This window comes from Paenibacillus sp. J22P59 (assembly GCF_059383895.1).
Map to the genome: position 1 here is coordinate 76,380 of NZ_JBXENX010000011.1, position 15,469 is coordinate 91,848.

The 15,469-nt window shown below is 47.3% G+C and carries 15 protein-coding genes; 11 read left to right on the top strand and 4 right to left on the bottom strand.

Features of this window, described 5'->3' with window-relative positions; translation table 11 throughout:
* Positions 1-3: 3 nt before the first annotated feature.
* Both AC50YO_RS19010 and AC50YO_RS19015 read right to left on the bottom strand, forming a co-directional pair.
* Positions 4-1,506, bottom strand: a complete 1,503-nt coding sequence (locus tag AC50YO_RS19010; protein WP_494849702.1) for a spore germination protein — start codon at positions 1,504-1,506, stop codon at positions 4-6.
* Positions 1,472-2,599: an endospore germination permease gene (locus AC50YO_RS19015; protein WP_494849703.1), complete on the bottom strand. Its 1,128-nt coding sequence runs from the start codon at positions 2,597-2,599 to the stop codon at positions 1,472-1,474. The genes AC50YO_RS19010 and AC50YO_RS19015 overlap by 35 nt, the downstream gene beginning before the upstream one ends.
* A 104-nt stretch (positions 2,600-2,703) precedes the next feature.
* Between AC50YO_RS19015 and AC50YO_RS19020 the strand changes: the two genes are divergently transcribed.
* The 3 genes from AC50YO_RS19020 to AC50YO_RS19030 all read left to right on the top strand — a co-directional run bounded on the left by AC50YO_RS19020 (position 2,704) and on the right by AC50YO_RS19030 (position 5,698).
* Positions 2,704-3,831, top strand: a complete 1,128-nt coding sequence (locus tag AC50YO_RS19020; RefSeq protein WP_494849704.1) for a DUF3048 domain-containing protein — start codon at positions 2,704-2,706, stop codon at positions 3,829-3,831.
* A 230-nt stretch (positions 3,832-4,061) separates the two neighbouring features.
* Positions 4,062-4,673 carry a DUF47 domain-containing protein gene (locus tag AC50YO_RS19025; protein ID WP_494849705.1) on the top strand — a complete coding sequence of 204 codons (612 nt, stop codon included), beginning with the start codon at positions 4,062-4,064 and terminating at the stop codon, positions 4,671-4,673.
* A gap of 29 nt (positions 4,674-4,702) precedes the next feature.
* A complete protein-coding gene (locus AC50YO_RS19030) occupies positions 4,703-5,698 on the top strand; it encodes an inorganic phosphate transporter (protein ID WP_494849706.1) in 996 nt (331 codons plus the stop codon).
* An 834-nt stretch (positions 5,699-6,532) separates the two neighbouring features.
* Here AC50YO_RS19030 and AC50YO_RS19035 read toward each other — a convergent pair.
* The gene (locus AC50YO_RS19035; protein ID WP_494849709.1) at positions 6,533-7,192 is read right to left on the bottom strand and encodes a DUF559 domain-containing protein; all 660 of its coding nucleotides are present in this window, start codon (positions 7,190-7,192) and stop codon (positions 6,533-6,535) included.
* Between the two features lie 315 nt (positions 7,193-7,507).
* Positions 7,508-8,050: a tyrosine protein kinase gene (locus tag AC50YO_RS19040; RefSeq protein ID WP_494849710.1), complete on the bottom strand. Its 543-nt coding sequence runs from the start codon at positions 8,048-8,050 to the stop codon at positions 7,508-7,510.
* Between the two features lie 297 nt (positions 8,051-8,347).
* On the opposite strand from AC50YO_RS19040, the gene AC50YO_RS19045 reads away from it, so the two are divergent.
* The 8 genes from AC50YO_RS19045 to AC50YO_RS19080 all read left to right on the top strand — a co-directional run bounded on the left by AC50YO_RS19045 (position 8,348) and on the right by AC50YO_RS19080 (position 15,186).
* Entirely contained in the window at positions 8,348-8,638 is a 291-nt protein-coding gene (locus AC50YO_RS19045; RefSeq protein ID WP_020619046.1) for a YerC/YecD family TrpR-related protein, read from the top strand.
* Between the two features lie 6 nt (positions 8,639-8,644).
* Positions 8,645-9,421, top strand: coding sequence for a sirohydrochlorin chelatase (locus AC50YO_RS19050; protein ID WP_494849712.1), 777 nt, complete (start codon positions 8,645-8,647; stop codon positions 9,419-9,421).
* An 87-nt stretch (positions 9,422-9,508) separates the two neighbouring features.
* Entirely contained in the window at positions 9,509-10,423 is a 915-nt protein-coding gene (locus AC50YO_RS19055) for a diacylglycerol kinase (RefSeq protein WP_494849713.1), read from the top strand.
* 144 nt (positions 10,424-10,567) lie between these two features.
* Complete coding sequence (gene rlmD, locus AC50YO_RS19060; RefSeq protein ID WP_494849715.1) at positions 10,568-12,259, top strand: 23S rRNA (uracil(1939)-C(5))-methyltransferase RlmD; 1,692 nt, start codon at positions 10,568-10,570, stop codon at positions 12,257-12,259.
* 167 nt (positions 12,260-12,426) lie between these two features.
* Positions 12,427-12,954, top strand: coding sequence for an ATP-binding protein (locus tag AC50YO_RS19065; protein ID WP_494849717.1), 528 nt, complete (start codon positions 12,427-12,429; stop codon positions 12,952-12,954).
* On the top strand, positions 12,951-13,658 hold the full coding sequence (locus tag AC50YO_RS19070) for a hypothetical protein (protein WP_494849719.1): 708 nt from the start codon (positions 12,951-12,953) through the stop codon (positions 13,656-13,658). Before AC50YO_RS19065 ends, AC50YO_RS19070 begins: the two co-directional genes overlap by 4 nt.
* An 88-nt stretch (positions 13,659-13,746) precedes the next feature.
* On the top strand, positions 13,747-13,992 hold the full coding sequence (locus AC50YO_RS19075; RefSeq protein ID WP_494849720.1) for a helix-turn-helix domain-containing protein: 246 nt from the start codon (positions 13,747-13,749) through the stop codon (positions 13,990-13,992).
* 27 nt (positions 13,993-14,019) lie between these two features.
* Complete coding sequence (locus AC50YO_RS19080) at positions 14,020-15,186, top strand: site-specific integrase (protein ID WP_494849721.1); 1,167 nt, start codon at positions 14,020-14,022, stop codon at positions 15,184-15,186.
* Positions 15,187-15,469 lie beyond the last annotated feature (283 nt).

Sequence of the window (15,469 nt, forward strand, 5' to 3'; positions counted from 1 at the left end):
ACGTCACCCCTTCTTTCCTTTTCTAGCAGGCTGTTGTGTTTTGAGGTAGGCAGGGCGTTTCTTCCTCCAGGTAAACGGCATTTTGAATACGGCGACAATGGCCTGCTTCAGCTCTAACGGAGCTACAGGAGCAAGATAAGGGACGCCGAACGATTGCAGGCTGGACAGGTAGATGACGATCAAAATGATCGACAGCATGAATCCGTACATGCCAATCACAGAGCACAGGAGGAAGCATAAGAAGCGCATAATGATAATTGAGCTTGTCAGTACTTGATTGACCAGTGTAGATCCGGCAACTACCGTGATGGCGGTTACGACGATCATAAGCGGAGATACGAGCCCGGCACGAATAGCGGCATCTCCAATAATTAGACCGCCGACAACGGTTAGGGTCTGACCGATCGAAGTAGGCAGCCGGACGCCAGCCTCTCGGAAGAGCTCCATAAGCGACATAATAAAAAACATTTCTAGAGCAGATTCCATCGGCAGGCCGAATCGCCCCGTGGAGATGGTGGCGAGCAAAGAGAAGGGAATCTGATCCATATGAAAGGCGGTTAAGGCGATATAGAAGCCGGGCAAAAAGATGGTGATGAGCAAGCCTGCAAGCCTGAGTATTCGTCCCACATTCGTGCCCCAAGCAGAGAAAAAGGCGTCCTCTGGGGACTTCAACAGCAGGAACAGATTAATAGGAGCGATCAGAACAGTCGGATTCCCGTCTACAAGCACGATGAATCGACCGTTAAGCAAGCATTCAACTGCGAAATCGGGCCTTCCCGTATAGCTGGTTAAAGGAAAAAGATGATATTTGGAATCAGGAAGCAAATCCTCTATTTGATTGGTGGAGGTCAAAGCTTCAATATCCATTTTTCTTAGCTTGCGTTGAACGCTTCTAATCATGCCCCGATTGGCTACATCCTCGATGTACATGAGCGCTACCTTGGTCAACGTGCGTGAGCCCACAACAAAATACTCGCAGGCAAGGGTGGAGGAGCGCAGCCTCTTGCGAATTAGAGCAACGTTGATAGTCACCAGCTCTACGAAGCCGTCTCGCGGTCCGCGTATGGATACCTCGCTTGAGGATTCGCTGGGAGAGCGGCTAGGGAAATTGGCAATGTCTACTGTAAATATGGTCTGTAAGTTAGGCAAACAAAATAGCAAATGGCCCTCGAACACTCGGGCAGCTATTGTGCTGCGATCGAATTGCTCGGATATCTGTTCGAGGGAAGACCATTGCATATCGGCTTCCCTTGAGATGTCTTCGCTGCGCAGGAATTGGGTCTTCTTATAGACCTCACGCAGTTCCGGCATGACGACGTCATTGATGATCTTCGTTTCGGTCATGCCGCTGCAATAGATGAAAATCGCTTTTACTGTTGCTGGCGGATCACCAAATAAGCAGCTGTGAATGATCACATCATTGCATGTTCCAAACCAATGGATGAAGGTCTTCTCTTCCACAAGTACGGTTTTATTCTTGCTGCTGCTGTTGCTCTGCTGCTTCAACCGAGTGTGCCTCCTTTCGGTATTTCACAATAAGAACGGCGACTGTTAATAGGATGGTTAAAACGAAAACGAATCCGAGGGTGACTGGAAACTGGATATAGGTAAGGTACGAAAGTGTCTGATCATCACGAAATGGCTGCATAACGATAAGGCACATGCTCGCTGAGAGAATGAGTATGGCCCAATATCGTTTGCGGGGCCGGCGAATATTTAATAAATCAGGAATAAGAAAAAGCGAGAGCGCAATTCGAGTGAAGGAGCCGCACATCCATTGATAGATGGATAGAAAATCGACATGCTGAAAAAGCTGCCCCAGCCGTAATATTTTCCACTGCTCAAAGGCAGTATGCCGCTGCTTGCTCGCCTCATGCGGCCCGAACTCGGTAATTGCACCAAGCGTTGGACCAATCGTCATCATAATTAGAAATAAGGCCAGCAGAATAAGATGCCACCAGCGAAGCTTGCTCTGAAGCTGATGCTGATAGAGCAGCAGAATCCAGATTTCCATGAGGCCAGTCAGGCTGTAGAAGGCACCCTTCACTACAGGCTCCCACCCAAATTCCATTAAAGGGAACAACAGGCTGAAGTCCTTATACTTCGTATTGGCACTCATCACGAAAAAACCAAGAATAATGACGACTGGGAGCAGAATGCTTCCTGTCAGGGCAATGGAGCGCAGACCTATCATGGCTGCAAAAGCGGCAACTAGAACGCCTGCTCCCGCCAATACGACGATGGGGGTTTGCTGCATATAGGTGGTAATCGCCCAACTGGTTGTGTCCTGCAAGGTAAAGGTGCCGGCAGCATAAATCAGAATAGCCGCCAAGAGACGGAAGGTCCATGAGGTGACAGCGCCGAATTCCCGTTCGATCCAATCGGTTAGACGTTGGCCTTTAATATTCTTCAGGATAAAGAAGAGAACGGTAATCCATAGAAGGAATATAGGTCCGGCTATTATAGCCGACAGCCAGGCGTCGCGATGGGCAATGTCCAGAATAATAGGAATCGACATCACATGACTGACCAGTCCGCTGCTTAGGAGAAGGAGAGAGAAGGCCATCCATATCGTAAGCTGCCCCTTTTTCTTAACCATAGATAACCGCTCCTTTCCCGATGAGAGATAGGGTTATATTGTGCCAAGATTGGTTTTTTTAGTCTGGTATAAAAAATAAACAAAGGAGACAGGTTCCGCGGTTTATGATTAAATGGGAGATAGAGGAAGTTGATGCGCTAGCTTTCACTTATATTAAAGGCGGGGACAATGGAATGAAAAAACGAGGATTAATGACAATTGGTTTGCTGCTATTATCCGTAACTTTAGCATTATCGGCTTGTGGAGGCGGGAAGTCTCCAGAGACACCAACCAGCTCTCCAACGGTGACTGCACCTATAGAGCCGGGAGAGACACCGAAGCCCGAGCTTCCTTATGTCGCGTCTCTCACGGGTGTTCGGATGGAGAGGGAGGCACTTGATCGGCCCATCGCCGTGATGATTAACAATTTGAAGCCAGCCCGGCCCCAGTCGGGGCTGACGAATGCAGATATTGTATGGGAGGTGCTGGCGGAGGGCGGCATCACACGGCTTATAGCCATATTCCAAAGCACAGATAAAGTGACCGATTCGATTGGACCGGTCCGCAGTATCCGGCCATACTTAATTGAGCTTGGCGAAACCTATGGCGGCGTGCTTGCCCATGCTGGAGGAAGCAACGATGCGTATGCTATTCTTCAGCGTCAGGACAAGCCTTACCTAGATGAGATATCGAATGCAGGCAGCTTTTTCTGGAGAAGCAAGGACCGCAAGGCTCCACATAATCTGTATACGGATCTGGAGAAGCTTAGGGCAGGAGCAGAGAAGCGGGGCTATCGCAAGGAAGTGACGGTTCCGACCTATCCTTTTGCCGCTGCTGGAGCGACCTCTTCGGGAGAGCCTGCGGTTACAGCAAGCTTAACTTTTACATTGAAGGACTATAAGGTTTCCTATGCTTATGATTCGGCGAGCGGTTTATATAATCGTTCGATTAATGATCAGCCGCATATTGATTTGAACAATGGAGAGCAGCTGTCGGCAGCCAATCTTGTCGTATTGAATGCAGCCCACAAAACCTTGGATAATGTGGGGAGGCTGTCCGTTGATCTAAGCTCTGGGGGCGATGCTGTGTTGATCCAGCAGGGCAAGGCGATTACGGCGACGTGGATTCGTGATGCCGATAATATGATTCGGATTATAAAGGACGGGGCAGAGCTGCCTTTTGTGCCGGGGAAAACGTTCTTCCATGTCGTGCCGAAATCTAAGACAATTAACGAGCATTTGATTCTTGGGTAAGAAGCCGCTTAATCGGACACACTTCTAACAGATGTAGAGTGAGTTCGCGGTTACAGCAAAAGAAATGAGCTGCGCATTCCTCAGGGAATGCGCTTTTCAACATTTTTTTTGAAAATCGAGAAATTTTTCATGAAACTTTACATTCCCTTAACAATTCTAAAGTAAACTGTGATAAGATATTCTGGGCTCATTGAAGCGGCCCACCATCCAGTCAGGTAAAGGGGATTACAATGTTTAGGAAAAAAGATATTTTCTTTAAGACGTTTGAAGAGATGGCAGACACTTTAGTCGAGGCAGTAGAATACTTTTCAAATGGCGTGTCAGACCTGTCGGATGTGACGACATTTGCTAAGACAATGAAAGAGTACGAAAGCAAATGCGATCAATTTGTACACACGATTCTAAAAGAATTAAACAAAACGTTCATTACCCCTATTGAGCGGGAAGATATTATGGCGCTGACGACGTCACTCGATGATGTGCTTGACGGCATTGAAGCATGCGCTTCACGCTTCGAGATGTACCACATCCAAGAGAAGGACGAGTACATAACGCTGTTTGGCGATATTTTGCTTCGCTGCGCGCACCAAATCAAGAAAGCAATTTATTTGCTTACAGAGAAGAAGCTGCTGGCGATTCGCGAGCCGAACATTGCGCTTAATGAGCTTGAGAATCAAGCGGATGATCTGCTTCGTGTATGTATTAAGGGCCTGTTCACGAATGTGAAGGATCCTATTGAACTGATGAAACGCAAAGAAATCTACGAGATGCTGGAGCAAACGACCGATTACTGTGAAGACGTGGCTAACACGCTGGAATCGATCATTATGCGCAACAGCTAAGCTTACACGGAGAGTAGGAATCAATTCAAATGGATTTACTCATTCTATGGACAGTTGTGTTTTTGGCTCTAAGTTTTGATTTCATAAACGGTTTTCACGATACAGCTAATGCGATCGCTACTTCCGTATCGACACGTGCGCTTAAACCGCGCGTAGCGATACTGATGGCAGCAGTCATGAACTTTGTTGGTGCGCTGACCTTTACAGGCGTTGCCAAGACGATCGGCAGCGGGGTAGCGAACCCGGCCGAATTGTCGAATGGTGTAGAAATTGTAATAGCTGCGTTGATCTCAGCTATTATTTGGAATCTGGTAACCTGGTGGTTCGGAATTCCTTCCTCTTCCTCGCATGCCTTGATCGGCTCGCTGGCGGGCGCGGTTATCGCAGGCGCAGGTATGGACAAGATTAACGGCTCGGGCATGATGGATATCGTTAAGGCTTTGCTGATATCGCCATTGATTGCCTTTGCTGCTGGTTTCATTATTATGTGGATCTTGAAGCAGGTTTTTGCCAAATCGAGTCCGCATCAGGTGAACAAGGGCTTCCGCTTCGGTCAAATTCTGACGGCTGCCTTCCAATCGTTCTCGCATGGTACAAATGATGCACAGAAAGCAATGGGTATTATTACATTCGCATTGGTTGCAGCAGGAATACAGGATCACATGGAGGTTCCATTATGGGTTAAGCTGTCCGCAGCACTTGCGATGGCACTCGGAACATCCGTCGGCGGTTGGAAAATTATCAAAACAATGGGTACGAAAATATTCAAGATCGAACCGATCAACGGCTTCGCAGCAGATATCGGTTCGGCAGGTGTAATCCTGACTGCTACACTCTTGCATCTGCCAGTTAGTACGACGCATGTTATTACGTCTTCGATTCTCGGCGTAGGCAGCGCGAAGCGCTTCTCCAGCGTTCGCTGGTCAGTCGCAGGCCGTATCCTGGTTGCATGGGTAATCACAATTCCGATTACGGTAGTGATGGCAGCAGTTGTGTTCTGGGGTATTGACTTACTGTTCCTTTAATAAATAGTCAGCCGCATCCTTAGGGATGCGGCTGTTTTTTGTTGGACTGTTGGATAGATGAGGCTAGGGGGGCGCTCGCAGGTGGGGACTCGTTAGTTGAGTAGATAGATGGGTATAGAGGTAGGCTCACTGAGATAGATACAGAGGTAGGTTAACTGAGATAGATACAGAGGTAGGTTAACCATGGCTATGAAGCAAGATCACATATGTGTGAGGCTAGCCACGCATTATTGGTACGTTTGCTGAGGAAAGCTGGGATGTATGAGTCAAACCTCACAGCTCAGGAGGATAGGTTCCTGAGGTATGAGGCTAGCCTCATACAATGCTTGTCGTGCCGGGTTAGTAGGTCGTATGGATGAGGTAGCCTCACAGAAGAGTGAGGCTACTGTTGCACTGGCAGGTGGGGATTCGTTAGTTGAGTAGATAGATGGATGTAGAGGTAGGTTAACCATGGCTATGAAGCAAGATCACATATGTGTGAGGCAAGACACGTATAATTGGTGCGTTTGCTGAGGAAAGCTGGGATGTATGAGTTAAACCTCACAGCTCAGGAGGATAGGTTCCTGAGGTATGAGGCTAGCCTCATACAATGCTTGTAGTGCAGGGTTAGCAGATCTGATGGATGAGGGTAGCCTCACAGAAGAGTGAGGCTACTGTTGCGCTCGCAGGTGAAGGTTCGTTAGTCGAGTAAATGAGATAGATACAGAATTAGTTAGGTGAATTACGTATGTGATGAATAAGTTGGTTTGATGCGAGTGAGAGCTTATTGCTGTGTGAAAAGACTAGTTGGTTAATTCATCGTTTGGAGTTGGTCTGCTAGCTAGCAATTTATTGTTACTCAAAGTCCACTAATGAGTAAGAAGTGGCACGGCCTCCGGCAAGCTGCGGAGAGAAGATACCTGCTTGCTCAAATCTGCGGAGCCAGTCAACGGCTGTTCGGTTGCTAATCTTGAACTCTTTGGCTGCTTCGCTAGGCTTGATTTTACCTCCCAGCCGCATAGCGAGCTGGGTCAGCATTTGCTTTCGAGTCTCCCATATATCCAATGATCGACCCGAGCTGCCACTATGGGACAGTGACCACCAGCGACCAATTGCATGCATGATTTTTGTCTGACAAGTGGTCGATTGATTCTCAACCTGCCATGCAGAAAAACGGAGCACGGTCCAGCCAGATAAGATAAGGTCATTTTGCCTGGATAAATGATCACTGAACTGACCAGGGGAAATGTCTCTTGCATGAGTAGTGAAGCCATCGATTTCAATAGCTAGCCTGATTCCATGCTTCATGTAGATAAAGTCTGCGAAACGCTGGCCCCCTTTAAAATCTACAAATGGGTGCTCTGCCTTGAGGCCTTCATAATTGTACTCAAAAGCAGGCCCCCAAACCTGCTCAAGGAATTGAAGCTCACTCTTTCCGAGCTTGTTGCGATAGTTACCCTTTAATGCGGCATCTTGATTAAATTCTTCGATGAACTGTGTTAATGTTGCAGGCACATTGTTTAGCTCCTCTCTTTATTGCGCTATTCTAAACAATACCGGAACAAAAAACACCCCAATCACAGCCAAAAGGCTGCAATCGGGGTGTACTTCACACCGAGCTATGGTGTATAGGAAAATAATAGTCTTTTTCTTCGGCCTCAGCAATAGTCGTGACAGAAACAGATGGCTGAGTCAAAGACAAGAGGTGAGGCGCAACCAATAGACTGGCGCCATGCAACAGCTAAATAGGAGCCATGACAGAGCCAAAGGCAAGGGCATAAGATATGGACACAGCCGATAAAAGTCTTAGTGGCTGGGCGCAGGGCCAGCCTAACGTTTCCGCTTGCGCTTGCGTCTTCGGCCTGCTGGCGTACTTCCTGCCACGGGCTTGCGACGCTTGCGTCTTTTCTTTACGCGCTCAACGACCTCGTCATCGTCGTCGGATTTGTCTTTTTTGAAGGAGCCCATGAGAACTTTGACCATAGGTGCCATTTGCGACACACTGGAGACAACCTTTTGTACTTTGGTCATAGTGGTCAGTATGCCGTCAATACCACCAATCCGGTCAACGAAGCCCTTGATCTCATTCAAATTCGGCATAGAGAAGCCTTTTTTCTCTGGCGCAGCAGTCTCCACCAGCTCGGCAACAGAAGCGGGAACAACCGTGGGCAGCGTTTCTATTTGAGCCGGTACAGGCAGGACGGCTGAAGGAATGGGGCTGTCATTGCTAATACCGAAGGCCCCTTCATGTTCATTCATGCCTGAGCTTGTTTCGCTAAGGCCTTGGCGGTGATGGCCGCCGTGCGGCGAGTGAGGCGGATACTGGTATTGGTGCGGATAGCCGCCACCACCAGCGTTATAACGGTGATTCACGCGGATCACAACCCTTTTGTCAAAGTATGAGGTAGTATGCTTGATAGTAGTCTATGGCATAGGCAAACATAAGGATTGGACGAATGACCCGGTTTTTAAAAGAAATTTTTTAGGGCAACTCTCTTCCGTCCTGTAAAGCAGTAATACGGTAATGCTTGAAAAAACAGCCTAAAATCGCTACAATATGATCATTAGAAAATATAAGCGCTATCGCTATAGCCATCTTATGTTTTATTGCGGAACGCAGCTCAGCGCTCTTATTGGAGAGCTGGCCGTTTACGCCTGAGGAGTGATTGTATGCAGCTCAAAAAGCTGAATGATAAAGCAATTGACCAGTTGTTCGAGGCTGTTCTAACATTGAAATCGGTTGAGGAATGTTATGTGTTTTTCGACGACCTATGTACGGTTAATGAAATTCAATCCTTGTCGCAGCGGCTGGAAGTAGCCCGTATGCTCGGTAAAGGAAGCACATATAACCAGATTGAGGCGGAGACAGGCGCAAGCACGGCTACAATCTCACGGGTGAAGCGTTGTTTGAATTATGGGAACGATGGGTATAAAATGGCTTTAGAGCGTCTTGGCAGGTAAGGACGAATGAAGCAAGGAATATTGGTCATTAGCCATGGCTCGAGACTAGCGGAATGGGTAGAACTCGTGGATCAGGCAGTGGAAGCTGCGGCATCCTCGAAGAGATTGAGAGACATACCCGTCTACTCATCCTTTCTGGAAATAGTGGATGGTCGATTGATTCAAGATGGAATAGATGCATTAGAGCAGCAAGGTGTAACGGAGATGTACGTGCTTCCGTTATTTGTTTCGTCTGGGAGTACGCATATTGATGAGATTGGGCAAGCCTTTGGACTTCCGCCTGTCTCCACGCTAGAGAGTGATCTTGGTACGTTCCGTGTGAAAGCAAACGTTCATGTAGGCATGCCTATTGATGACGACCCGGATATTGCGGCGTTATTGTTGTCCAACATCAGTGCTTTGTCTGAGGATGCAGCGCGGGAAGCTGTTCTATTAGTGGCTCATGGCAGTAAGGAGACCGTTTTCCATGAGCGCTGGCAGACCGGGCTGAGTCTGATGGCGGAGCGGCTGCGTGTGCTCGGCGGCTTCGCTCATGCGGAGACTGCGATGTTATTGCCAGATCAAGCTGCCGCCCGGCTGCGGGAGATGCAAGAGGAACGTCCGGAGCAAGCGGTTATTGTTGTTCCGTTGTTTTTGAGCAAAGGTTATTTCACGAATCAGGTTATACCTGCACGATTGTCAGGTCTGAATTACCGATATAATGGACAAGCGATGCTGCCGCATCCGGCGATTGAGAGATGGCTGGAGAAGCAGATGACGAATTGGTTGGACAAATTAAGCTAGACTAGTATAGGGATTGAGATGCGGTGTCATCTATGTCATCAGCAGCTATAGGTGATGTATGGAGATCCGTTGTGGGGGCATTGGCGTATGACATATAGACGGGCAAGGTTAATCTATAACCCAACTTCAGGAAGAGAAGAGATGAAACGGCGCTTGCCGGATATTCTCCAGAAGCTGGACCAAGCTGGGATTGAAGCAAGCTGCCATGCAACGATTGGTGAGGGTGATGCTACATTAGCAGCTGCGGAAGCAGCGGAGCGGGGCTATGATCTGATTATAGCGGCCGGTGGCGATGGAACGCTCTATGAAGTTATTAATGGACTCGCCGAAAAACCGAATTGTCCGCCGCTTGGCATTTTGCCTCTGGGGACAACGAATGATTTTGCCCGGGCGATGGGAATTCCGAGACATTGGGAATATGCATGTGATCTGATCATTCAGAATTATACTCGGCTGATTGATGTTGGGAAGGCAAATGAGCGTTACTTCATTAATATTGCTGGCGGCGGATCGATGACGGATCTGACCTATGATGTGCCGAGCAGGCTGAAGACGATGATTGGCCAGCTGGCTTATTATATGAAGGGTATGGAGAAAATGACTCGTCTAAGCCCGACCGAGCTAAGCTTCGAGGCTGCGGGCGTGGGGAGCTTCCATGATGAATTCATGCTTTTCCTGATCTGCAACAGCAATTCGGTTGGAGGCTTCGAGAAGCTTGCACCTGAATCGAAGGTTGATGATGGGCTGTTCGATGTTATTTTGCTGAAAAAGTGCAATCTTGCAGAGTTCATTCGCTTGGTTACGTTGGCGCTGCGTGGAGAGCATTTGAATGACCCTCATGTCATTCATTTTCGGACGCATGAGCTGAAGGTGACGACGCCGGATTATGTACAAATTAATCTGGATGGAGAGTACGGGGGAACGCTGCCCTTCACGTTCTCGGTGCTGCCTTCGCATTTGCGGATTTTTGTAGATGAAATGGGCTTGGCGACGTATCGTTAAGCTAGAAGTATAGCTAGAAGTATCGTAAAAGTGAACCTTTATACGCAGACCGCTGATGGCGGCAGACTGCTATAGAGGTTTATTTCGTTTGCGAGATGTGGTATAACGAGTGGATAACAGCAATACAAGGAAGCGGAGAGAGCGATGAGTAAAGGAAGCAATACGAACAGAGGCAATAATAAGCGGGGACGCGGGAATGCGGGCGCCGGGGCAAGTGTAGGAACAGGGGCACGGGCGGGTGCTGGAGAAAGTGGAAGGTCAGGAGCGCGGACAGGTGCGAGTGCTGGAGGAAGTGCAAGAGCAAGAGCGCGGACAGGTTCTAGAGCGGGAGTGAATACAAAGCCGCGTGAGGACGCGCCTTTTCATAAAAATGATGAAGTAACCGTTGATATTATGGGACTGACTCATGACGGCGAGGGTGTGGGCCGTGCAGATGGCTTTACCTTGTTTATTCAAGGAGCTTTGCCGGGCGAGAAGGTTCGTGCGAAAGTAATGAAGGTGAAGAGCAAATATGGCTATGCACGTTTAGAGGAGCTTCTGGTGGAGAGTGATGATCGCGTGTCGCCTCCTTGTGATATTTTCGACAAGTGCGGTGGCTGTCAGCTGCAGCACCTTGATTATGAAGCACAGCTGGGCTGGAAACGCCAGCATGTGATTGACTCGCTCGAGCGGATCGGAAAGCTGCATGTAGCAGGAAGTGATGGACTTAGACGCGCTGGGGGGAGTGCGGATGGTAATGAAAATGAAGGTGATGCCGCTGAGCATGAGCTTAGCAATGGAACAAATCATGGTATCATCGTTCATCCGACAGTAGGTATGGAAGGACCTTGGCGCTATCGCAACAAAGCGCAGGTTCCAGTTGGTGCAAGCGGCGGTGCTGGTGGTGAGCTTATCGCAGGCTTCTATGCGCGTGGCAGCCATCGCATTATTGATATGGATGATTGTCTTATCCAGCATGACCGCAATGACGAGGTTGTGCGTATTGTGAAGACAATCGGGCGTGAGCTTGGCATATCGGCCTATGATGAAGAGTCGGGCAAGGGGCTGCTCCGCCATGTTATGGCACGGACAGGCTTCATAACAGGCGAGATCATGGTCGTACTCGTTACGAATGGAAGAAAGCTTCCGCAAGCTGAGCAGTGGATCGAGAAAATTCGTGCAGCGCTCCCTAGCGTGAAAAGCATCGTACAGAACGTGAATATGAAGGATACGAATGTCGTATTCGGTGATGAGACGCGTGTGCTGTGGGGAAGCGAGGTTATTTATGATGAGCTGGACGGTATTCGCTTCGCGATATCGGCACGCTCGTTCTATCAGGTTAACCCGGTTCAGACGGTTGAACTGTACCGCAAAGCGGTGGAATATGCAGGGCTGACCGGAACGGAGTCGGTCATTGATGCTTATTGCGGGATCGGCACGATCTCGCTGTTCCTAGCGCGCCAAGCGGGCAGCGTCTATGGTGTTGAGATTGTACCAGAGGCGATCGAGGATGCGAAGCGCAATGCTGAGCTGAATGGTATCGCGAATGCGACGTTTGAAGCGGGGCCTGCGGAGGTTGTTATCCCGCGTTGGCGTGAAGAGGGCACCGTGGCCGAAGTTATCGTAGTTGATCCGCCGCGCAAAGGCTGTGATCCTGCGCTGCTGGACACAATTCTGGCGATGAAGCCAGAAAGAGTCGTATATGTGAGCTGTAACCCAGCTACACTCGCGAGAGATTTGAGAGTGCTGGAGGACGGCGGGTATAGAACGGTGGAGGTTACGCCGGTGGATATGTTCCCGCATACGGTGCATGTAGAATCGGTGGCTTTGTTGGTTAGGGATGGTACAGATCGCTGAGATTGCAGTGGTGGAGCGGGTTTAGGGAGTAGTACAGATGAGTTGAAAGTATGAAACAGAAGCGTGAAAATAGTAGAGTTGACTGATTGTTGACGTAAATAGTTTGTTTAGGAACCGCCTGATTACGGATCAGGCGGTTTTTAGTTGCTCCTTGGAAGCGATATTATATGAAAACTGTACAGAATAATCTTCCCAATATGTTATTGGAAATAGTTAATATAGCAAACAAACAATCACTCCTAAAGTACTATGTCGGTAGGCCGGGTACGGGAAAGAGCCCTATAGCCACGGCCATTGGGATGGGTGCTATGTTCGCTGGCTACCGGGTTCGCTTTGTATTTGTCATGCAACTCATTCAAGAACTGCAACTGGCGGAGACGGAATACCGTCTGCCTCGTTTTCTAAAGAGTTGGAATAAATACGAACTGGTCATCCTCGATGAGCTTGGTTACGTACTGCTTGGTGAAGGTGGCAAGTTACTCTTTCAATTCATCTCCCAGCGCTATGAGCAAGGCAACCTCATTATCACCTCTATCCTAGAGTTTTCCCGATGGGTGGATGTCTTTGGTGACCCTGCACTGACCACAGCCTTACTAGATCGACTGACCCATCACTCGCACATCCCACTCTTTGATGGCGAATCCTATCGCTTCCGTCAAACCCTAGGAGGACGTGGAAAGGAGGCTCCCTATTGAACTTACTAGATTACAGCCAGAATTACAAGAGAGACGCGATAAAAGTCGCTAGTCACATTGATGCTTTATGTGCAAGGTACAACATTGTACAGGGGCGTAAATCGCGACAGAATGACGTGTTTACAATTGCGGATATCGCTCGCTTGTTTGGGCTAGCACCGCGATCTATTCAACGGTATCGACGGTTGGTTAACCTTCACGAAAGTTTTCACTCATTTATAAAGAGTAAAAAGATTGGCTTGTTATTGGCAGCCGAGATCAGTAAGCATAATCATGAACAGCAAGTGCTCCTCTTTGAAAGAATAAGCCAGGTTGAAAGTGACCTGTCAAAGATTAAACAAAATGAGCTCTCGGTCATCATACAATCATTTTCAAGCGATTATCATGAGGATATTGCAGGGCCGGCAGAACCACAAACGGACGGAGAAAGGCTCTATTCCAATCCGGTTTCAGTAGCAGAGAAGTTTGCGGACAGTATTCTGTCGCCGCAACAAAGTATTATTACTAAGCAAGAACTGAGTAAAAGACAGGTTATCGATCTTGCACTAGATACCAAAACATCATCCGAGAAATTGGAGAGCTTGATTCGATCTGATTATATAGCTGATGTTGGACAACAAAACGTTAAAATGCTTCTCGAGAATATCGAGCGCCTTACGACCTTCGGACTTGAATTAACTAAGCTCATTACTACTCATAGCTGATTCTTCCCTTAAGCAGCGGAAAAAAACTTTTTGAAATTTGCTGGTAACGCTTAAGAACAATACTCTATTTATATAGGAGGCATCGTGCATGAATACCGTCACTCAATTAGAGCATATCCAGGTATCACAAAATAGTCGACGTAATGTACTAACATTTGCTGAAGCATGGGATGAGGTATTCGAAAAAGCAATTTCGAAGGACAAGCTCTACGCAGAGGTTAGAGCGGGGCGCATTCCTCATGCAAAGATTGGCTCGAAAATTCTTTTCCGTCGTGACACCTTAGAGGCATGGTTCAAGCAGCAAGAGTCTCTGAATGTAACCTATTCCAATTAACATATATCGAAGGGACGGTATCTCTAAATGGCAAGTGTTCAAAGGCGAGGAGATAACTCATGGTTATTAGTAGTAGAGGCTGGTAACAAAGCTGATGGAACAAGAAATCGTTATACAAAGACCGTAAAGGCTAAAGGTATTCGCGAAGCGCGCAAGATTCTAGCTGAGTTTGAGACGGAAGTTGAGGCGGGCGAGTATATCGCACCTGAAAAAATGCTTTTTTCAGCGTTTGTAGATGAATGGCGTGAGAAGCACGCTCGAAAAGAGCTTGGTGTAAAAACACTTGATATTTATGACAGGTTCTTAAAAAATCGCATTCTGCCAGCGTTCGGCCATATTCGTTTAGACAAAATAATGCCGATTCATATTGTTAACTTTCTTTCAAGCGAACAACGGCAGGATGGCAAAGAAGGTCCACTTGCTTCCGGAACATTAGAGTATCTTTATCGCATACTCAAGAATATTTTCTCAAGGGCTACTGAATGGCGCATTATCAAAAACAACCCTGTCTCGGATGTTAAAAAGCCTAAAGTGACACAAAAAGAAATTGATGTGTACGATGAAAATGAAATTAGTATATTATTCGATGCTCTAGAAAAGGAACCATTCCATTGGCAAATTTTAATTTTGCTAGCTATAACAACTGCTCTTCGACGAGGGGAGCTGGTTGGGCTGGAATGGAAACACATTAATTTAGACACTGGAATTATTGAAGTTAAGCAAAGTATCTCACTATCAGAGAACGGAGAAAGAATCATAACTGAACCAAAGACCAAAAAGTCTAAAAGAAAAATATCTCTACCGGACTCGATTATTGAGAATTTGAAAGAATATCACTTATACTCTCGCAAAAAGAGATTAACGTTAGGTGATGCTTGGAAGGGAGGAGATCATTTCTTTGTATTCTCAAATTCAGAAGGCAATGCATATTACCCGGAGACGCCTTATCTGTGGTTTCGTAACTTTTTGAAGAAGAATAATCTCCGCTACATCCGGTTTCATGATTTGAGACATACTTCCGCGACATTATTAATAAATCAAGGCGTCCATGCGAAAATCATTTCAGAGAGGCTAGGGCATGCCAGCATCACTACGACAATGAATGTATATGGCCATGCTCTTCAGTCGGCCGATCGTGAAGCTGCAAATAAGTTTAATTCTATTGTTCCATTGAAGAAGAGAAAAACAAGGTAAAGTTATATCAAGAAGAGTGCTCATTGACGATTTCAACTTAATGGACTAATATGGAAATTATTCAAGCTCGTAATGAGCATTTGTAGATTCGTAGAGAGTAAGTCCGTAACGGGCAAAAGAGATTCCTTGAAGTAGACTAAGCTACTTCAAGGAATCTCTTTTATTTTCATAGAAAATGACCTATTGTTCGCTCTACTGGATGGGTATTCCCAGTCTAAATAGAGACATAGTTTCGTTAATTTCTAAGAGATTCCTTAGGATCTGGTATAAAAGGGGAAAGGGT